This window comes from Fretibacterium sp. OH1220_COT-178 (assembly GCF_003860125.1).
GTDB lineage: Bacteria > Synergistota > Synergistia > Synergistales > Aminobacteriaceae > CAJPSE01.
This window is the reverse complement of sequence record NZ_RQYL01000023.1, coordinates 22,975-43,352: the sequence shown is the minus strand read 5'-3', so window position 1 is coordinate 43,352 and position 20,378 is coordinate 22,975. Positions and strand designations below refer to the sequence as shown.

Here is a 20,378-nt window from a genome sequence, read left to right as displayed (position 1 = left end):
CGCAGTCCCCCGAACTTTCAAAGAAAAAACGAGGCTCCTGCCGCGATCGGCGACAGGAACCCCCATACGGTCGTTCTCTTCACGCAAACAGAGCTGTACGTCCCGACCATCGCGGCAGGTCCGAGGCGTACGGTCCCGGGGCGCTAGTTCAGGGCCGCCCGGGCCTGGTTCAAAAGGCTGCGGAACGCCTCCATGTCGTGGATGGCCAGCTCGGAGAGCATCTTGCGGTTCATGACGATCCCGGCCTTCTTCAGCCCGTTCATGAACACGCTGTAGCTCATCCCCTCGGAGCGGACGGCCGCGCTGATGCGGGTGATCCACAGGCGGCGGTAGTCGCGCTTCTTGCGCTTGCGGTCCCCGTAGGCGCGGGAGAGCGCCGCGAGGTAGGCCTCCTTGGCCCGGCGGAAGACGTTCTTGTGCTGGCCCCAATAGCCCTTGGTGATGGAAAACAGTTTCTTTCTCTTTTTATTGCTTGTCGATGCACCCTTGACGCGCATTTCTCACTCATCCTCTCCCGAATCTCGGCCCCCGCCACACTAGGCGTAGGGGAGCATCCTGTTCATCTGGTCCATCAGAGTGTCGCTGACGTACCCCGTCTTGCGCAGGGAGCGCAGCCGCTTGGGACTCTTGTGCACCATGATGTGAGAGCGGCCGACCTTGCGGTAGGACAGCTTGCCGGATGCCGTACGGCTGAACCTCTTCTTTGCACCGGAGTGCGACTTCAACTTGGGCATGGGACAATTCTCCTTCTTTCGTGAACGGGAGGCAACGACTTCCCGAAAAATATCGATGGTGATCCCGCCCCGAAGGGACGCGGAACCCCGAAAAAATCGAGCGAAAACGCGGCTACGCCTCCGGCGCGGCCTTCCCCGGATCTTCCTTCCCGGCCGGCTTCGGGGCGGGCGAGCCCGCCTCCTTCTTGGGGGCCGACCCCTCCTTGGGCGCGGCCGGCTTCGCGGCCTGGGACACGGGGGTGACCATGATGCGCATGTAGCGCCCCTCCATCCGCGGACTGCCCTCGCTCTTGCCCAGGGCGCCGCATTCGGCCATCACCCGGTTCAGAACCTCTTCGCCTCGGGACAGGAAGGCCATTTCGCGGCCCCGGAAGAAGACGGAGACCTTCACGCGATGTCCTTCCTCGAGGAAGCCCTTGATCGCCTTGACCTTGAAGTTGAAGTCGTGCTCGTCGATCTTGGGGCGCATCTTGATCTCCTTGAGGGTCTGGACCTTCTGCTTCTTGCGGGCGTCCTTCTCCTTCTTCTGGAGCTGGTAGCGGTACTTGCCGTAATCCATGATCCGGCAGACGGGCGGCTTGGCCAGGGGCGCGACCTCGACGAGGTCCAGATGCCTCTCCTCCGCCATCGAAAGGGCCTCCGCCGTAGCGATCTGGCCAACCTTCACCCCGTTCTCGTCCACCAACAACACCTGCGGCGCGGAGATCTCCTCGTTGACCCTCGGCGCATCCTCGTCAGTCCTGGGGAATATAACGCCTCACCTCCATCTTTTGATTCGGGGGCCGAGCCCCCACATGCCTTCGGCGGTTCCGCACCGCTCGAAAACCGTCTTTCGCCCTTTGCGACACGAATCGGGGGCCCCGAAACAGGCGAAGGGGGCGGCCCCAAGACCGCCCCCGATAACTTGCGCTTCAAGCCGTCCGCAAAAACAAGCCCTTGAAGGACGACCGCACATTTTATCTTTCGCGAGCCCGGCAACAGCCCCAAAGGGGCGCCGCATCGGGCGAGAGGGCAGCCTCTGCTTAGCACGAAACATACCGCGGAACTATAGCATACTTCGTCCCGACAGGCAAGGACTTCCGGGTCGGCGTGTTAAAATACGCTTGCATGCAGAGGGCGCAGTGCACAGCAACCGCCCGCTCTCCCGTGCTTTTTGTGTTCCGGGCGTGCTTTCGGAGACGGAGGCATGTCGGTTTTTGTTTTGCTCGCCGCAACGAAAACGACGACAAGCGACAAGGAGGTTCATTCATGTTGTCCATGCTCGCCAAGACGATTTTGTTCTCGGGGGCCCTCGTCTTTTTTGCCCTCCCCTCCGCGGCGGACACCCCGCCCGTCCGGTCCGTCGACGTCTACCCCAGGGGTGCGAGGTTCGTCTTCAGACACCTTCCCACAGAGGATGAATTTCAGTTCGAGCTTCCGGGCGCCTTCATCCCGGAGAGCGTCCGCCTTCTGAACCCCAGGGGCGTGACGGACCTCAAGGTCCTCGGCCAGGCGCGCAAGGGCTGGGTTCCGCCCTCCCTCGTTTCCCTCAGGGAGCGGATCGATGCCCAGGGACGGTCCATCGACGCCCTGAACGCCCAAAAAACGTCCCTGGAGCAGACCCGGACCATGCTCAACGCCATCCACCCCAAGGAGGCCGAGGCCAAGGACCTGCTCTCCTATATCGAGAACGCCCAAAACCTGCGGCTTCGGGTCGAGAACGAGCTGGCGGAGCTGGCCGAGTCCTTGCGAACCGCCCATGAGGAGCTGGAACGCCTGGAGCGGGAACTCGAGGAGCGGAGCCCCGCGGACGCCGACCGGTTCGTCCGGGTCTCCGGGCGAACGACCCTGCGCGAGCCGCTGCTCTTCGAGGCGCACACGGGAGCCGCCCGCTGGGGCCTGCACTACGTCATGGACCTGAACAGCACGACCGGCGCCATCGACGTCCGGATGATCGCCTCCGCCGCACAGGGGACGGGTCTCGACTACTCCGGCGACGTGCTCTTCCACTCCCGGCGTCCCGCGGACTCCGTATCTCCCCCCGCCCTGAACCCGCTCCGTGTGGCCCTGGAGCGGAAGGAGGACGACCGGCACCGGAACTTCGTCCTCAAAGACTCGCAGAGGGCGGTCAACGCGCCCATGATGGCGGCCAAGGAGATGGAGGACGCCGCCGACCTCCCGGAGATCGAGTCGACCCTTTCGAATGTGACCGTTCGCGGCCGGGGGACGCTCGAGGGGGACGGCTCCCCTGCGGACGTCGCGCTCGGCGAGCTCTCGCTCGCCAGCACGCCCGTCCTGGTCCTGATCCCCGAACAGCGGTCCGAGGCATGGATCGTCGCCAGCATGGACTCCATCCCGGCCCCCCTGATGCCCGGGGCGGCGGAGCTGATGGTGGACGGCCGCCCGTCCGGGCGGACCCGGATCCCGGAATACGGGCTGGGGCAGACCCAGCTTCCCTTCGGATCCGTTCCGCGGCTCACCGCAAAGAAGGTCCCGCTCGTCGAGAGCACGGGCAGCTCCTGGCTGGGCGGTTCGGGCATCTTCAAGGGAGGCTACGTGCTGGAGATCACGAGCGGCCTGGATGCCGAGCGGGAGGTCTCGGTGCGCGACCGTCTTCCGATTCCCGTGGACGAGAGGATCAAGCTGGAGGTCAAGAAAATGGACCCCGAGCCGACGGAGCGCGACGCCGAGAACCGCCTGACGTGGAAGCTGTCCCTAAAGCCCGGCGAGACCCGAAGGATCCTCGTGGAGTACTCCCTCACCTATCCCTCCGGCCAGAACCTGGAGTACCGATAGCCCATGACGTCCAGCGGCAGCCTTCTGCAGTGGGTTTTTCTGCCCCCCTTCGTGGCGATCCCGACGGTCCTCGCCGCCCGGTCCCTCGGGTCCCCCTCGGCGGCGGAGCCGGTGGACACCTCCCTTTGGGGGCTCGCGGGCCTGTTGTTCGTCGTCCTGACCGTCCTGTACGCCCTGTTCATCCTTCAGGGGCGCAGGACGGGGTTCGTGCCGGTCCAGCTGATGGCCCAGGGCATTCTGCTCTGTCCCCTCGCCCTCAGCCTCGGGGCCCGGATGCTCCAGTGGCTCGGCGTCACCATGGCCGTCTGCGGTGCGGTCGTCCTGTTGGCCCTCTACTACCGGCACCTCGGCGACCCCGAGCCCCCCGTCGAGGAACCGGAGGAGACCGTGCGGGACACCGACCTGCCGGTTCCCTTCGCGATCACCGACCGGGACGGGAACATCCTCTCCATCAGCGACGCCCTCCTCCACCTCGCCGGCGTGCCTCGAGAGGCCGTCCCGACCGTCGGAATCACGCGCTTCCTCTCCCCGGGAGAGGACACCGTGAGGCTCGCGGACAGGACGTGGAACGTCCTCCAGCAGCCCATGAAGGACGACCGGTTCTACTTCCAGCTCGAGCCGAGGACGCTCGGCGACCTTCCGCAGCCCCCGGCGGACGCCTTCGTCGATCCGGAGACGGGCCTCTGCTCCTACGACTACGCCATGCGGCGCCTGGAGGAGGAGCTTTACCGCGTCGGACGCTACAAGGACCGCCTTTCCGCCGCCCTCGTGCGCGTCGCGTTCCCGAGCACCCCCCAGGGGGAGGCCCAGGCGGAAACGGCCTTCAAAGCCTACTGCCGCGCGGTGAGCGGCAGCCTGCGCGCCTCGGACATCGCCTTTCTCTCGGGGCCGCGCGACATCTTCCTGCTCCTTCCCGAGGGGGCGGACGACGCGGCGGAGGCCGTCATCGCCAAACTGGACGGCCTCATGTCGACGCTCGGAACCGTCCACCCCGCGCTCTCCTCCGCCACGCTCCTCCGCTGGGCGGCCTCCATCGACGGCGAAATGGACGTTCCCGACGCGAAGGGCCTGCTGGACCGGTTCGACGAGGCCCTTCAATCCAAGTACACGCTCAACGCCTGAAGAACGCTCATGAAGAACGCTCAGACGATCTCCCTGCCGGGCCTGCACATTCTGGACCGCCTCATCCTGAGGGCGACCGGCGGCCCCTTCATATTCGGAGTGCTGATCTTCACCCTGATCTTCGTGGCGGGCGACCTGCTGTTTCAGGCCGCGCGCCTGATCATCGAGCAGGGCGTGTCCCTGGGGGTCGTGGTGCGCCTCTTCCTCTACAGGCTGCCGGAGGTCGTCGCCATGACCTTTCCCATGTCCTCCCTGCTGGCCACGCTCCTCGGGATGACGACCCTGGCCGCCGGCAGCGAGCTGATCGCCCTGCGGTCCCTGGGCATCCCCTTTTCCCGCGTGCTGCGCCCCATCGTCGCCGCCGCGCTGCTCGTCTCCGTCGGCACGCTGGCATTCAACGAGACGGTGGTGCCCATCACCTCCATCGCCGCGGACCGTCTGCTCAAGTACGAGGTGATGAAGAACCAGGCCTCCGCACTGCAGGAGAAGGTCTTTCTGCGCGACGAGAGCGGCGGGGAGCTCCGCCGGGTCCTCTACGTCGACCAGATGGACGCCAGGCGGGGAATCATGAAGGGCGTCATGGTCCACGAGTTCGAGGGGGGCCGTCTGGCGCGCACCTCCATCGCGCAGGAGGGAATCTGGAGGGACGGGCAGTGGTGGATCGAGGACGGCCGGGTCTACGACGTCAACAAGCAGGGCGAGATCAATCTGCTCTTCCGCTTCGAGCGGCAGAAGCTGGCCCTGAACCTCTCGCCCGACCAGATCCAGCGCAGCACGCGGCGCCCGGTCGACATGAGCGCCCGCGAGCTGTGGGCCTACATCCGTCAGGCCAGCATGATCGGGACGGACCTCTCGAGGCTGTGGGTGATGTTTCACCTGAAGCTGGCGGTCCCCTGGGCCTGCGTCATCATGGCCGTGCTGGGAGCGGGGTTCGGCGCGTCGCGCCGGGGCCGATCGGGCTCGGGGACGGGCTTCGGCATCAGCGTCGTCATCGTCTTCGCCTACTACGTCGTGATGTCCATGTGCCGCGCCCTGGGCGAGGCCGGCGCGATCTGGCCCTCCGTGGCCGCATGGACGCCCAACCTGGCATTCATGGCCGTCGCGGTGTTCTTCGCGCGCCGGGTGGACTGATGACGGCCGCTCCCCCCGAGAAAATCGCCCTGATCGCCGGGGAGGGCGGGCTGCCCCTGGAGATCGCGAGGCGCCTTCGCGACCGGGGCTCCTCCGTCGTCGTCATCACCCTCAGGGACGACCCCGAGACCTTCGGCCCCCTGTCCGAGGCGGTGGTCCGCCTCCGCTTCCCCTCCCTGGGACGCGTCGTCCGCGAGGCGAAGCGCCACGGCGCAAAGAGCCTGATCATGGCCGGGAACATTCCCAAGCGCACGATCTATCTCCTGCCCGCGCTGTTCGACCCGCTGACCCGCTCCGTGCTCTCCGAGAGGCGCCGGGACGACCACGCGCTCCTGGGGACGATCGTCGCGGCGTTCGAACGCGAGGGGATCGACGTGCTCCCCTACTGGCAGATCCTCCCGGAGTTCCTCGCGCCGGAGGGGCGGCTGGGGACGCGGGCCCCGACCGAGGCCGAGCGCCAGGACGTCCGGTACGGCGCCGACATCCTGCGCGTCACCCTGCCCTGCTCCTTCGGTCAGGCGATCGTGGTGGCGGACCTCGCGGTCGTGGCGATCGAGGCGATGGAGGGGACCGACGCGATGATCGAGCGGTGCGGGGCACTCTCGGGCCGGGGCGTCCTGGTCAAGATGATGCGGACCGACCAGGACGCGCGCTACGACCTTCCGACCGTCGGGCCCGGGACCATCGAGTCCATGAGGCGCGCCGGCCTGACCTGCCTGGCCGTCGAGGCGGGGCGGACCCTGGTCCTCGAGCCCGAGCGGACGCTCGCCCAGGCGGACGCCTGCGGCATAGCCGTGTGGGGGATCCAAGCGTGTCCCTCTTCGTGAGCTGCGGGGAGATCAGCGGGGACCTCTACGCCGCCGGGCTCATCCGGGCGCTCCTGGCGCACGACCCGGCGCTGAGGGGAAGGATATGGGGCATGATGGGGCCGCGCGCCGAGGCCGCCCGCGGGGCGGCCGATCCGGGGCTGCCCCACTGGAGCTACGAGGAGCTCAAGCTCATGGGCATCACGGAGGTGCTCCCCGCGATCCCCCGCATCCTCCGGCTGAGGCGCGGCATGGTCCGCGCCATTCTGGAGCGGAGGCCGGAGACCGTCGTGGTGATCGACAGCCCCGACTTCCACCTGGGGCTCGTCTCGAAGCTGCGTCGCTCGGGCTACACGGGCAGGGCCGTCTGTCTGGTCCCCCCGACCGTCTGGGCCTGGCGAAGCGGGCGCGTCCGCGCCCTGCGCCGGGACTTCGACCTGTGCCTGCCCCTCTTCGGCTTCGAGCACCGCTACCTGGCGGAGCGGGGCGTGAACTCGCGCTGGAAGGTCCACCCCCTGCTCGCGGAGCTCCGGGACACCCGTGCCCCCGACGGGCTCCGCCGCCGCATCGAGGGGGCCCGGGCCGTGGCCCTCATGCCGGGGAGCCGCCGGTACGACATCCGCTACCACCTGGAGACCCTCGTGGAGACGGCGCGGCTCCTTCGGGCGGACGGCCGGCTCCCCGTCTTCTCCATCGCCCCGGGACTGTCGCCCCCGCTCGCCGCGGAGCTGAGGGAGCGGCTCTCGGGCTTCGAGACCTGGGAGGGCGAGGGAAGGGAGCTCATGGACGCCGCGGAGGCCGTGGCCGGGGTCAGCGGGACGGTATCGGTGGAGGCGATGCTCCTGCGCCGGTACATGGTGGTGATCTACAACGGAAACGCGCTGTCCTGGGCCTTGGCGCGCGCGCTCGTACGGATTCCCTACATCTCGATCCCGAACTACCTGACCGACGGCCCGATCTACCCGGAGCTGCTGCGGGGCGACGCGCGGCCCGACCGGATCGTCCGGGAGCTCTACCGCTATACGGACGACCCCGGCGTGAGAGCCGAGGCGGACCGGCGGATGGAGGCGGCCCGCAGGGCCATGGGGACCGGGGATGCGGCCGCGTTCTGGGCACGGTGCATCCTGGAGGGGGGAGGGGACGGGCCGTGAGGGTTTCGATACTGACCAACGGCCCCGGCGAGCTCTGGGGCTGGGCGCGTCCCGTGTCGGCGGAGCTTCGCCGCCGGGGTCACTCCGTCTCCCTCCGGCTGCTGTCCTGCCCCTTCGCCTCGGGACACGAGCGTGCCGCCGCCCTGCGGCTTGCGCCCGACGTGCTGAAGGGCCCCCACGGTCCCCTCCGGACCTGGCGCGAGCTCGGAAACGAACGGACCGACCGCGTTTTGCAGCTCGGGGGCGACCTGATCTTCGGGGCGCGGCTCGCGCGCGCCGCGGGGGCGCCCCTCCTCTGCTACACCTACGGCCCCAAGAAGGGCGCGGAGCGGGCCGAGACCTTCACGGCCTTCCCGGCGACGGCGCGGGCCATCCGCGGCGCGACCGCCATCGGGGACCTCGTCCGGGACGCCCTGGAGCTGGACGCCCGCGACCCCTCGGCCGCGTGCTGGGACTGGCCGGAGGAGCCCGACTCGCCGCGGCTCCTCCTGTTCCCGGGAAGCCGTCCGGGCATTCGGAACGCGGCCCTGAGCTGGCTCCAGTCGATCGTCGCGGAGCTGCGGCCGGAGTTCCCCGGGCTGCGGGTCCGGACGCTCTTTCCGCCGTTCATGCCGGACCCCGAGCTTGCGCCCTGGCGCGAGGCGGGTCTGGAGCCCGTCCGGGCCGGGGCGGGGGTCGCCATGCGGGCCGCCGACTACGCCCTGACCCAGCCGGGGACGAACACGCTGGAGATGCTGCACTGCGGGCTGCCCGGGCTGGTGGCCGCGCCGCGCGCCTTTCTGGAACACATTCCCGTCGCCGGGCTGCGGGGGATCGTCGCCTCGATGCCCCTCGTCGGGAAAAGGCTCCGCAACATGGCCCTGGAGCGCGTCCTGAAACGCTACAAGGGCGCCATCTCCCTTCCGAACCGCATGGCCGGGAGCCCCATAATGGACGAGCTTTACGGGGACATCGCCCCGCGGGAGATCGCCCTTGGAATCGCCGCCGCGCTGAGGGACCCGGAGGCGCGCGTGCGGACGCGGAGAGCGCTCCTGGCCCTGTCGGGCGGGCCGGGGGCCGCCGCACGGCTGTGCGACGCCCTGGAGTCCCCCAAGAGAACGTAGCGGCCCCGGGACGCATCCGCCCTTCCCCGGAAGGGGAGCCTGGCGGACCCCGACCCGGCAGGGCGGCAGGCCCCCGAGGTCAAGCCCATTTTTAGGAGGTATCTCATGCCGACGCAGGAAAAGACGACCCCCTCCCGCCCCGGCGCCGTGCGTCGGCTGGCCGCCCATACCGCGCCCTACCGTTATCGTCTCGCGGGGGCGGTGTTCTTCATGCTCGCATCCTCGGGGCTGAACATCCTGCCCCCCTGGCTCTTCAAGAGCGTGGTCGACGACGTCCTGATCTCCAAGAACCTGTTCGCCCTGAACCTGATCTGCGTCTCGGTCGTCCTGATCTTCGTCCTCAAGGCCATGACGCTCTACGGGCAGCAGTACCTGATGAACGACGTCGGACAGCGGGTCGTGATGGACATCCGCATCGTGCTCTACGACCACATGCAGCGCATGTCGCTGCGCACGCTGCACGCGGCCCGGGTGGGCGAGCTGATGAGCCGCATCACGGGCGACGTGGCGACGCTTCAGAACCTCGTCACCAACACCTTCGTGGACCTGGTCTTCAACGCCGTGACCTTCGTCGGGATGTTCTCCTTCATCCTCTACCTCAACTGGCGTCTCACCCTGCTGATCGTCGTCGTGCTGCCCGTTGTGGCCTGGCTTCTGGCCTTTGCGGCCCGACGGCTCCGCAGGGCCGGGCACCGCGTCCAGGAGCGTCTGGCGGACCTGACCGCCATCGCCACCGAGGCGTTCTCGGCGATCCGCGTCGTGCGCGCCTTCGCGACGGAGGAGCAGGAGCTGGAGCGCTTCCGGCGAGGCAACGTCGAGAACTTCGACGCGCTGCTCCGCGCGGTGCGCATCCAGGCGTTTCTCTCCGGCGTGATCGAGATCTTTTTGATCTGCGCGCTCGCCGTCGTCTTCTGGTTCGGGGGCCGGAGCGTGATCGGCGGGGCCCTGTCGCCCGGCGAGCTGATCGCCTTCATCGGCTACATCGCCTTCATGGTCCAGCCCATCCGTACCGTCATGAGCCGCATGGGAGCGCTCCAGACCGGCCTGGCCGCGGCGGAGCGCATCTTCGCCATGCTGGACACCCCCACGGAGCCGACGGACCGCTCCCGGACCGACCCCGGACGGCTCCGCGGCGAGGTCACCTTCGAGGACGTCCGGTTCTCCTATACCGAGGGGCGGGAGATCCTGAAGGGGATCAGCCTCTCCGTCCGACCGGGCGAGCGGATCGCCGTCGTCGGCCCCACCGGCTCGGGCAAGTCGACCCTGGTGGACCTCATCCCGCGCTTCTACGACCCCACGTCGGGCCGCGTCCTCATCGACGGGCACGATGCGGCCACCCTGCTTCTGCCCCGGCTCCGCCGGCAGATCGGCATCGTCCCGCAGGAGTCCGTCCTGATGAAGGGCTCCATCGCCTTCAACATCGCCTACGGGCTTCCGGCGCCGGGCCACGACCCCCTGTCCGACCCGGAACTCATGTCGGCGATCCGGAGGGCGGCGCACGTGGCCGACATCGACGGCTTCATCGAGGGCCTGCCCGAGGGCTACGCCACGGAGGTCGGCGAGCGCGGCGTCACCCTGTCCGGAGGGCAGAGGCAGCGCATCGCCATCGCGCGGGCCGTCGTCCGCGACCCCCGCATCCTGATCCTGGACGAGGCGACCTCGTCCCTGGACCTGGCCGTGGAACGGCAGGTCCAGGAGGCGATGAACCGCGCTATGGCGGGCCGGACCGCCTTCGTCATCGCGCATCGGCTCTCCACCGTACGCTCGGCCGACCGCATCCTGGTGCTGGAGGACGGCCGGATCGTCCAGGAGGGCACGCACGACGCCCTGGTCCGGGAGGGCGGGCTCTACGCCCGGCTCCATCGCCTGCAGTTCGAGGACACCGCCGGGGAGCGGACATGACGCGCCTGGGCGGAGCGATCGTCCGAAACTACATGGCCCACGTCCGGGGAGAGCGCTTCTCGCCCCTCTGGGCGCTCCTGACGCCCGCGTCCTGGCTGAACCGGCTGATCGTCGGCTCCTGGGGCTTTCTCCACCGCCACGGGCTGAAACGCTCGGACGAGCCGCCCCTGCCCCTGATCAGCGTGGGAAACCTGACCTACGGAGGGACGAACAAGACCCCCTTCGTCGAGATGCTGGCCCGCACCATGCGGGACCGCGGCGTCCGGGTCGGAATCGTCAGCCGCGGGTACGGCGGGGGCCGCTCCCGGTCCGGGTCGGTCCTGGTCGTCGAGGGCGGGGACGGGGACCGGGCCGCGGCGGGCGACGAGCCCCTGCTCCTCTCCGAGCGGCTGGCCGACGTGCCCGTCGCCATCGCGCGGCGCCGCATCGAGGGAGTCCGCGAGCTGCGCCGGCGCGGCGTCGAGCTGACGATCGCCGACGACGCCTTCCAGCACCGTCGGCTGGGCCGCGACGTCGACGTGGTCCTCATCGACGCGGCCTGCCCTTTCGGAAACGGAACCCTGATCCCCTCGGGCATCCTTCGGGAACCCCCCTCCGCCCTGGCGCGGGCCCACGTCGTCGTCCTGACGAAGGTCGACCAGGCCGGCCCCGAAGCCCTGAGCGCGCTCCGCACGGCGGTGGAGCGCCACGTCCCCGCGGAGCGCATCTTCACCTCCCGCCTGCGGATCGACGGCTGGGGCGAATGGGACGGCGCTCTGCGCCCCTGCGATCCGCCCGCGCCCGGGAGCCCCGTCCTGGCCTTCTCGGCGATCGGCAATCCGGAGAGCTTCGCCCGGTCCCTGAGGGACGAGGGGCTCCGGATCGTCGGGGAGCACCGCTTCAAGGACCATCACCGCTACCGGCCGCACGACCTGGAGGCGCTTCTCGCCGAGGGGACCGGGGCCGGGGCCTCCTTCCTGGCCTGTACCGAGAAGGACCTCTACAACCTCCCCGCGTCCTGGCGCCCCCCGCTGCCGCTCCGGGTTCCCCGGGTGGCTTCGGTCCTGGACGAGCCCGAGCGTTTCTTCGCCCTCCTGACCGAGGCGCTGAGGCCGCGCCTGGTCGTGGCCTCGAACGGCTACGGGGAGGACGCGATCGGCGTGCTCCTGGCGGAGCGGCTCCGCACCCGTTTTCCCGCCTCCGAGGTTCTGGCCTTTCCCCTGGTGGGGCGCGGCGACGCCTATCGCGCCTCCGGCTTTCCGGTCCGTTCCGCCCCGTCGGTCACGCCGTCGGGGGGGGTGGTGAAATATCGGCTCCGCGACCTGTGGGGCGACATGCGCGCCGGCCTGCTGCGCCACGTGCGCGATCAGCTCCGGGCCTGGGCGGCGCTGCGCGACTCCGTGCGCACACCGCTGTGCGTGGGGGACGTCTATCTGCTCCTCCACACGCTCTGGGGCTGCGGCGTCCGGCCCCTCTTCGTCGCGACCGCCAAGACCGTCCACCTGAGCGGGCACTGGCGCCTGGAGCGCGCCCTGATCCGCCGCTTCGTGCTCCGGACCTGGACGCGGGACCCCGAGAGCGCCGAACAGCTGCAACGCTCCGGGGCCGATGCGGTCTACGCCGGCAGCCCCATCATGGACCTCCTGGGCGACGCGCCGCCCGCCCCCCCGCCCGGGCCCCCGGGGCCGGGCGACGTGCCGCTGGTCCTGCTGCTCCCGGGCAGCCGTCTTCGGGCCTACGAGGACGTCCGGCTCCTGCTGGACGCCGCCGGACGCCTGAACGGGGCCCGGCCCTGCCGCTTTCGCATGGTCCTGGCCCCGACCCTGTCGGCGAGCCGGCTGATCGCCTCCTGCGCGGGCTGGACGCCCGAGGGGCCGGAGGAGAAGCCCCGTGCCCTGAGGCGGGGGACGCTTCGCCTCGACCTCACGACGGAGCCCGTCTCGACGGCGGCGCGGGGCGCGGACCTGCTGATCGGACTCGGGGGGACGGCCAACCAGCTCTGCGCGGGGCTCGGGATCCCCGTGGTCTCGATCGACGAGAAGGGCAAAAGGGTCCAGAAGAAGCTGCTGGGGGACGCGGAGATCCTCGTGGAGGCGACGCCCGAGGCCCTGGCGGAATGCGCGCTGCGGGTGCTCGCCGACCCCGGGCTCTACGAGAGGATGAGCTCGGCGGGCCGGGCACGCATGGGGGCCCCCGGCGCCCTGGCGGACATGGCGGACCACGCCGCCTCGGCCCTGGGCTGGGACGCGCGGGAAAGGCTCTACACGAGGCTGCGGGACGGGCTCTGAATCCGAGTTGGAGAAAAGGCAGGGTCAAATGACGAAGGAAGATTGAGGAGGCGTCATCGGGAGTAGCGAGAAAACCACCGCCCTCGAGAACGGTGTCCACACCTCCCAATATTTGAGGGCGAGCTGCGGAAAGCGGCAGTCAGGCCGACAGGAGGTCGGCTTATCGAAAATCGTTCCCTTTCCTGTCGATTTTCGTGGAGTCCCATCCATGTTCCGATCCCTCCGCCGCAATCTGCGACAGGTCGAGCGATCTCCGATAATCAGCGTGTTTTTGCAAGCGGATATCGGGATAATCGACGGAATCTATCGTCGCGACGATCGTTTGAAGGCCATGTATCCTTGCAACCTTCAGGGCTGGAGCGATATCCGTATCCTTGGAGAAGATCATCACCTTGTCGACCTGTCTGTAAAACGAGGCGTGCGAAATATCTATGCCAATCAGCATATCCACCTGCTTTTGCACGAGGTTGGGACGTCCGTTTGCCTCAAGATTCTGGCATCGCTGTTGCCCCAACCGCAAGGCGTAACAGTTGCTACGCATGAGACGCTCCTGAAATTTTCCGGCTTCACGATGCGTAAGATCCTGTCGCTCCTTGGGGGACCGGCCATCCACGGCAGGGCTCTCCCAATATTTCCTGAACATCTCCCGCTGGCTGCTGAAGCGCGGAGTGGTGTTCACATAGCGTTCCACCTCCTCCGAAGCCATCGGCAATGCCGTATAAAGATAGATGCGGAACAACTTTTCCTCAGGAAGAAGGAAGGAATGAAAAAGATAGCTCAATTGCACAGTATCGTTGGGATTGAATATTGGAGGGGGAGCGCATTTTTTCAGAGCCGTTCTGATGTCGTTATAAAGATTTTGCCAATCTACAAAAATGCCCACCATTTCCTGCGACACGCCCCCCACCTCTGTCCCCAAATTTTTGCGGGAGAGGGCTTGAAGCCCTCTCCCGCACCGGAATACAACTTACTTGTGTGCCCCTTCAGGGCATATTCATTATAGAGGTTTCCTCCGTCGTGTCAACATACGCACCAACAGTCTCAATTTCTTGTGGGACTAATCCACCCCGATGTTGAACAGGTTGTCCAGCATCTGTTCCTTGAGCTGGTCCTCGGTCCGGTTTTCCCTGTCCTTTGCGCCGGGGCCGGTCGGTATCTTCAGGTTCAGACGGAACTTCTTGTCCTCCGCTTTCTGTTCCTCGGTCTTGTTCAGCTTGTCCAGGGGAAGATAGTTCTGGATGGGCTTGTCTATCCTGAGGTTCAGCAGCTGAGGCGCCGACCAGCTGCCCGCCAGCACGAAGGAGACATCCTGAAAGTCCCGCTTCTCGATGCCCAGCAATTTGCCCACGGCCCCCTTGATCAGGCCGCTGCCGCCGCCGGAGAGCCCGCCGGTGAAGTACTGAAACACGCCCTTCAGCGCCCCCAGGACCTTGTCCAGCATCTGGACGTCGAAGCGCCCCTTGCAGATCAGCTTCAGCCCTTCGCCGGGGATCCCCAGAGGCCCGCTGACCGAAAAATAGCGATAGAGCGGGTCCCGCGGGCCGGCCGTGGCCTGGGTGCCGGGGTTCAGACGCAGGTCGGATCCGTCCCAGAAGAACGTCCCCCGGATCGTCTCGAAGGTGATGCGCTTGATGGGGGACACGGCGTCGATGACCTTCATCTTGTGCAGGTACCCCTTGCCCGTCGAGAAGTCGCCGTTGGCGAACACCATCATCAGGGTCCCGAAGTTCCCCTTCAGCCTCACGTTGGCGTCCGCGCTGCCGACGAGCTCCCCCTGGGGCAGGAAGGGCCGGGCCATCTCCCCCATGTCCAGCCCCCGCACGCTGACGGTCCCCTGCCATTTCGAATCCGCCAGAAACACCTCCGCGTTGGCCCGGACGGCCCCCTTGTAGAGCATCGCCCTGCCCCCGGTGAGCTGGGCCCTCCCCCCGGCGACCTGGAGCGGCAGGAAGATGTCCGTCACGGTGAGGCCAGAAGCCGACAGCTTGGGGATGGACAGGTGCATCGCCACGGGGCGCAGGTCCCCCTTCTTGCCCGAGTGCGTGGACCCCGTCAGCTTCACCGTCACCTGGCCGGCGAGCTTGCCCCTCATCGAGGGGGATTTTGCCGAGAGCATCCGGTCCAGATCCAGCGGCTCCGTCGTCATGGCATAGCGCCAGCCGTTCCCCTCGCGCCGGACGTCCCCCTTGGCCGCAAGGCGAAAGTCGCCCAGCTGGCCGCTGGCGTGCAGCGCAAATCGGTCCTTGCCCCTCCCCTGCACGGACAGGGCCATCCGGTCGACGATCGTCTCCCGGATCGTCAGCGGCGAATCGACCCTCAGGGTGACCGAGGGCTTTGCGGGCGACCCCTGAAGCGTCAGGGAGCCGTTGAGGATCCCGCCCACGGGGACGTCGGGGACGAACGGACTCAGGATCGGACGGACCTCCAGCCCCTTCACGGCCAGCTTGACGTCGGTCTTGCTGTGCATGGGGTTCCCGGCCGAAAGGGAGACGACCCCCCGCCCCTCGACGGTCCCCTCGCCGACCGTGGCCGACAGCCGGTCGACCCGAACCTCCCTGGCGGTCCCCCGTGCATCCAGTTCGAACTTCGGGATGGAGACGCCGGCGGCCCGGATGCCGGACCCGTGGAGGGAGGCGGACACGGCTGCCGTCCCGAGAGGCCCCGAGACCTTGAAGGAGCCCCGCACCTCGCCCTTCAGGGGCTGTCGCAGCCCGAGGGCCTTGGCCAGGGGGGCGAGGCTCAGGCTCGTCAGCTTCCCGGACAGGTCCAGGCGCGGCTCGGATCCCCCAGGCAGGGCTACGGTCCCCCGAAGGGTCAGCGTCCCGCCGGGCAGGGGCAGCACGGTCTCGGGCAGGGTGATCCGATCGTCGGAGTAGGTGACCGAGAGCCCCAGGTTGCGCAGGGGGACCCCCGCCACCCGGTTGTCCTTTCCGCTCACGCGAACCGTCACGCGCGGGTCCGAAAACGTGCCGCCGACAAAGGCCCTGACGTCGCAGGTCCCCTTGATCCGAGTCGCGATCTGCGGCACGGATCTGGGGTCGAGCCCCTGGACGCTCCCCTCGAAGGCCAGCGTCGAGCGCCGGACGTCCGCAGCCCCCGAGAGGAACAGCGGGGCCTTTCCGATGCGTCCGTCCAGCCGCTCCAGGATCGCCTGTCCCCCGATGTAGCGTGCCGAGGCCCTCAGGTCCTGGACCGTCACCCCTCCGACCGTCAATTTGGAGGAGCTCAGGGTGCTCGAGGCCTCCAGCGCCCCGTCGACCCGTACGGTCAGGGCCAGCTTTCCGGAGGGGGCGGCGGCCGACAGTGCGGGAAGGGCCGCGGCCATCAGGGCGGTGTCGACATCGGTAGCCGTGAAGACCATCTCCGGACGCAGGGCTCCGTCCTTACGGACGACCTCCCCCTTGCCCAGAACCCGCCCGCCGAAGACCTCGCCGTCGCAGACGATCTGGGGCGCCTCCCCGGGGACCAGGCGAATGTCCGCATTCAGGTTCCGGACCACCCGTTTCCCCGCCGCAGCCACCTCGGGCAGGCTGACGGAGAGCTCGCCGGCCACGGTGCCCGCGGCATCGGCGGTGAGGTCGAACCGCAGCCGCCCCCGCTCCCCAGCCAGTCGAGCCTGCGGCGCAAGGATGCGTCCGATGTTCCCGACGGAGACGTCCTTCGCGGAGCCCCGCGCGGACAGGCGCCACGCCTCCCCGCTCAGGTCCGCGGAGAGGGCCAGCGCCATCTCGGCGGACAGGCTCCGGAGCTTCGCGTCCTGAACGGCAAAGACGCCCCCGGACCAGCTCCAGGGCACCCGCAGGTCCACGGGCACGTCCATCACGACGCCGCGCGTCAACGCAATCACGCCCCTCAGCTCGGGCGCCTCCGCCGGTCCCGTGAGGGTGAAACGGCCGTCGACGCGGCCCGATCCCCGGAGGGGAGCGCCGGGGACGAAGGGCAGAACGGATTTCAGCGGCAGGGCCGCCAGATCCCCGCGAAAGTCGAAGGGCGCCGCCAGCCGCCCCTTGAACGAGCCCTTTCCCTCCCCGAGCCGCAGATCGCCCGAGACCACGGAGAGGGGTGAGAAGCCGACGAGCGCGTCGACGTCGAGGGGCAGTCCCGCCAGGGTCGAGCGCAGAGCCAGGTGTCCCTGCTCAGAGAGCTCGAGCGACGCCAGGTGCAGGGGCCCCTGCGGGGAGGCGACCGTCGCATCCCGAACCGAGACGCGCATCGGCAGGAGCCGGAGGGGTTCGGACGAGGACTCCCCCCCCCCGAAGCGTTCGGCCAGGGACTGAAGGCTTTGCAGGTCGCCGCTCAGGCCCTCCGCCTCCAGGAACTCCAGCCAGGGGACTCCGTTCAGGACCGACGGCCAATCGGGCCGCACGGCAAGCCGGTGCAGGGAAAGCAGCACGGCGTCCCCCGAGACGACCTCCACGCCCGTCAGGGAGTACCCCCCGTACAGGGACCCCTGAACGTCCTCCAGCCTCAGGGAGGGCACGCCCGATCCCCCGAGGTGACGGGCCAGGGGCAGGACCAGCCACGAGCCGGTCGGCAGCCAGACGAGCCCGGCCGCCGCCGCGGTCAGCACGAGAAGGAACTGCGTCGTACGATACAGAATTTTTTTAACCACGCTGCAACCTCGTTTCGTTCCGGACTGTCTATCCCCCACCCGAAATAAAAACGCCCCGGAACGGGCCGGGACGCAAAAGGGCACCCGCCGTCGGATGCCGACCATTATACAGTGCGTGCGTTGTTTTCCTCCACTTTGCCCACTCGAATGACCTTAAAAAAATCTCCCTGTGGATAAGTGGATAAAACCGTGGACAAATTTCCCAAATTCCCTATGAACGCCCCATTTCAAGCGATATTGTGGATAAGTGGACCGTGTGGAAGAACCCAAGAGGCTCCAAAAATCAAGTCTTGATTTTTTCCCCGACATCCGAGTGAAGAGAATCTGATTCACTCCATATCGATGACGTGAATCGCATTGCCGCAGTGCTCCACGATCTTTCGGAGCCCCTCGTAGGAGATCCAGACCGTGGCGGTGTTGTCGTTGGGATGGACGCCCAGGCGCGGCGCGCCCGCCAGCGCCCGGTCGAACACCACCTCCACGGCACGATCCGCGTCGTTGAGGACCCCCAAAGGCGACACGGCCCCCTTGCTCAGCTTCAGGCACCGCATCAGGCGCTCCTCCGAGCCGAAACTGAGCGCCGTGCTCCCCAGCCGGGCCCGGATCGCCTTCAGGTCCCCCTGCCTGTCGCCGGGCAACACGACCAGGAAATGCCGCTTTCCCTTCGCATCCCTCAAAAAAAGGTTCTTGACGACCTCACCCTTCTTGTCGAGGCCCAGGGCCACCATGGCGTCTATGGTGTAAACCGGCTCGTGGACGTCCAGTTCGTAGGAGACCCCCAGCTCGTCGAGCTTTGCCAGAACGCGCTCTCTCTCATCCATGACCAAGTCGATACTCCCTTCCGGGGCCGCCGGAGCCCCCTATTTTCCTGTTGCCATGATAGCACGCTCCTCCGCCGGACACGAAGGGAACGTTTCGGGGACCGCAACCGGAGCCCCAGCCGAGAAAAGCCTCAGGACCTATTGACAAAACGAAAAAAGACTGATAATTAAGAAGAGAAGAAGCATGGACTCGGTCCTTGCCGCCAATGCCCAGGGAACCGGTCAAAGGCCGAGGAGGCGAAAAAGCGTTGCCTTCGCCTCCCCTATCGTGGTATTTACGGATTTTTGTCCAGGCCACTTAATCTATACTAACACGCTAAGATTTCAAAACAATTCCCAATGAAAAGGAGGGGCGTAGCCGGTTTTCAGTTGCAGAGCGGTTCCACGTGAAAGGCCGACGAACGGGCCGGCCCCTGCGGGGCCCATGGCTGTTTGCCCGTCGCGGAGGCCCAGGCAAGACATATGCGGATTACGAGGCTGCTGCATGCCTTTTGTTTTCGGGCCGTATCCGGGTTACGAAGAGGTACTCGCACTACGGCAGGACCCCCGACAGGGACTACCATCAGGAGGGAACACCTTGAAAGCTACGTTTAAGAGTACCTGCGCCATGCTTTTCGCATCCATGGTTCTGGCTTCGCCCGCTCTGGCCAAGAGCATGAGGGACAGCGTCAACCAGGCGGTCCTTACCCATCCCGACGTGCAGGCCGCCTGGCACGCCTTCCGCGCCTCGGACGAGGAGCAGGAGGCCGCACGGGGCGGCTATCGTCCCCGGGTGGACCTCTCCGCCTCCGCGGGCTGGGAACGCCTCGGCGGCTCGGGCTACGACGGCCGGGACGACCACGACTACTTCCGCCAGGGCGCCTACCTCACGCTCAGCCAGATGCTCTACGACGGCGGCCTGACGCGGAGCCAGGTGAAGAAATTCGGGGCCGCCAAGAACGCCAAGTACTACGACCTTCGGGCCTCGATGGAGAAGATCGCCCTGCTGGCCTTCCGCAGCCATGACGACGTCAACCGCTACCGGGAGATGATCCGGCTGGCCCAGCAGAATCTCGAGCGGCACGAGGAGATCATGAAGCTGGTTCAGGCCCGTTCCCGCGCCGGACTCGAGAGCTCCGCCAACATGGAGGTCGTCAAGGGGCGCCTGGCCCTGGCCCGCGTCAACCTGCTCACCGAGGAGGGCAACCTTCACGATGCGTCCACCCAGTACCTCCGCACCGTGGGGGAGATGCCGGGCGAGGATCTGGAGCGGGGGGCCCTGGAGCTCAAGCGGCCCGAGACGCCGGAGACCGCGCTGAATCTCGGGATGAAGACGAGCCCGCGCTGGAACAGCGTCTCCCAGAGCGTGCGCTCCACCCTGTTCGCCCTGGAGGAGCAGAAGGCCAAGCTCCGCCCCCGCATCGACCTCCGCGGCGGCTTGAACCTCGAGAACGACACCGACGGGACCAAGGGCCGCAAGGACAAGGCCATGATCGAGCTCGTCATCCGTTACAACCTCTACAACGGGGGCACCGACGAGGCCACGATCCGCCGCTTCGTGGAGCTCTACAAGCAGTCCGAGGAGATCCTGAAGGAGACGGAGCGGGAGGTCGCCCAGGCCCTTCTGGTCGCCTACAACGACATCGACACCATCTACAAGCAGCTGGAACATCTGGAGCAGCACCAGAAGTCCGCCGAGGCCATGGAGGCCGCCTACCGGCAGCAGTTCGCGGTGGGCCGGCGCAGCCTGCTCGACCTTCTGGACGCCCAGAACGAGGCCTTCCAGGCCAAGAGGGCCTACGTCAATGCGCTCTTCGGCTACGAGGGGGCCAAGGCCAGCTACCTTCACGAGGTGGGGGCGCTGATCTCGGCCTACAACATCGTGCGCGAGGGCGTACCGACCCCGGAGGAGCTGGGACTCAAGGTCGCCGAGGCAAAGGCCGGGGGAAAACCCGACAAGGCGCCTAAAAAATAG

General features: G+C 67.5%; 15 protein-coding genes. 9 read left to right on the top strand and 6 right to left on the bottom strand.

Annotation, left to right across the window (positions count from 1 at the left end; genetic code table 11):
* Positions 1–143: 143 nt before the first annotated feature.
* The 3 genes from rplT to infC form a co-directional block, all read right to left on the bottom strand.
* Positions 144–497, bottom strand: coding sequence for a 50S ribosomal protein L20 (gene rplT / locus EII26_RS09820; RefSeq protein WP_124888983.1), 354 nt, complete (start codon positions 495–497; stop codon positions 144–146).
* Positions 498–536: 39 nt separating this feature from the next.
* A complete protein-coding gene (rpmI, locus tag EII26_RS09815; protein WP_124888982.1) occupies positions 537–734 on the bottom strand; it encodes a 50S ribosomal protein L35 in 198 nt (65 codons plus the stop codon).
* Positions 735–846: 112 nt separating this feature from the next.
* Positions 847–1,485, bottom strand: coding sequence for a translation initiation factor IF-3 (gene infC, locus EII26_RS09810; protein ID WP_124888981.1), 639 nt, complete (start codon positions 1,483–1,485; stop codon positions 847–849).
* A gap of 497 nt (positions 1,486–1,982) precedes the next feature.
* Here infC and EII26_RS09805 point away from each other — a divergent pair, with 497 nt between their 5' ends.
* The 8 genes from EII26_RS09805 (at position 1,983) to lpxK (ending at position 12,991) form a co-directional block, all read left to right on the top strand.
* Entirely contained in the window at positions 1,983–3,509 is a 1,527-nt protein-coding gene (locus EII26_RS09805) for a DUF4139 domain-containing protein (RefSeq protein WP_158612257.1), read from the top strand.
* Positions 3,510–3,512: 3 nt separating this feature from the next.
* Positions 3,513–4,631 carry a PAS domain-containing protein gene (locus EII26_RS09800; RefSeq protein ID WP_124888979.1) on the top strand — a complete coding sequence of 373 codons (1,119 nt, stop codon included), beginning with the start codon at positions 3,513–3,515 and terminating at the stop codon, positions 4,629–4,631.
* A gap of 9 nt (positions 4,632–4,640) precedes the next feature.
* Positions 4,641–5,762 carry an LptF/LptG family permease gene (locus tag EII26_RS09795; protein ID WP_124888978.1) on the top strand — a complete coding sequence of 374 codons (1,122 nt, stop codon included), beginning with the start codon at positions 4,641–4,643 and terminating at the stop codon, positions 5,760–5,762.
* Positions 5,762–6,589: an LpxI family protein gene (locus EII26_RS09790; protein WP_124888977.1), complete on the top strand. Its 828-nt coding sequence runs from the start codon at positions 5,762–5,764 to the stop codon at positions 6,587–6,589. Before EII26_RS09795 ends, EII26_RS09790 begins: the two co-directional genes overlap by 1 nt.
* Positions 6,574–7,719, top strand: a complete 1,146-nt coding sequence (locus tag EII26_RS09785) for a lipid-A-disaccharide synthase (RefSeq protein WP_158612256.1) — start codon at positions 6,574–6,576, stop codon at positions 7,717–7,719. Before EII26_RS09790 ends, EII26_RS09785 begins: the two co-directional genes overlap by 16 nt.
* Positions 7,716–8,822 (top strand): hypothetical protein, encoded by a 1,107-nt coding sequence (locus EII26_RS09780; protein WP_124888975.1) that lies wholly within the window; start codon positions 7,716–7,718, stop codon positions 8,820–8,822. Before EII26_RS09785 ends, EII26_RS09780 begins: the two co-directional genes overlap by 4 nt.
* A gap of 105 nt (positions 8,823–8,927) precedes the next feature.
* Entirely contained in the window at positions 8,928–10,724 is a 1,797-nt protein-coding gene (locus EII26_RS09775) for an ABC transporter ATP-binding protein (protein ID WP_124888974.1), read from the top strand.
* Positions 10,721–12,991 carry a tetraacyldisaccharide 4'-kinase gene (gene lpxK, locus EII26_RS09770; RefSeq protein WP_124888973.1) on the top strand — a complete coding sequence of 757 codons (2,271 nt, stop codon included), beginning with the start codon at positions 10,721–10,723 and terminating at the stop codon, positions 12,989–12,991. Before EII26_RS09775 ends, lpxK begins: the two co-directional genes overlap by 4 nt.
* Before the next feature lie 160 nt (positions 12,992–13,151).
* Here the strand turns inward: lpxK and EII26_RS09765 are convergent, their stop codons facing one another.
* From EII26_RS09765 to EII26_RS09755, 3 genes are all read right to left on the bottom strand, one after another.
* The gene (locus tag EII26_RS09765) at positions 13,152–13,889 is read right to left on the bottom strand and encodes an NYN domain-containing protein (protein WP_124888972.1); all 738 of its coding nucleotides are present in this window, start codon (positions 13,887–13,889) and stop codon (positions 13,152–13,154) included.
* Positions 13,890–14,048: 159 nt separating this feature from the next.
* Positions 14,049–17,603, bottom strand: a complete 3,555-nt coding sequence (locus tag EII26_RS09760; protein WP_158612255.1) for an AsmA-like C-terminal region-containing protein — start codon at positions 17,601–17,603, stop codon at positions 14,049–14,051.
* Between the two features lie 329 nt (positions 17,604–17,932).
* Positions 17,933–18,424: a prolyl-tRNA synthetase associated domain-containing protein gene (locus EII26_RS09755; RefSeq protein ID WP_124888970.1), complete on the bottom strand. Its 492-nt coding sequence runs from the start codon at positions 18,422–18,424 to the stop codon at positions 17,933–17,935.
* A gap of 577 nt (positions 18,425–19,001) precedes the next feature.
* Here EII26_RS09755 and EII26_RS09750 point away from each other — a divergent pair.
* Positions 19,002–20,378: a TolC family outer membrane protein gene (locus tag EII26_RS09750; RefSeq protein WP_158612254.1), complete on the top strand. Its 1,377-nt coding sequence runs from the start codon at positions 19,002–19,004 to the stop codon at positions 20,376–20,378.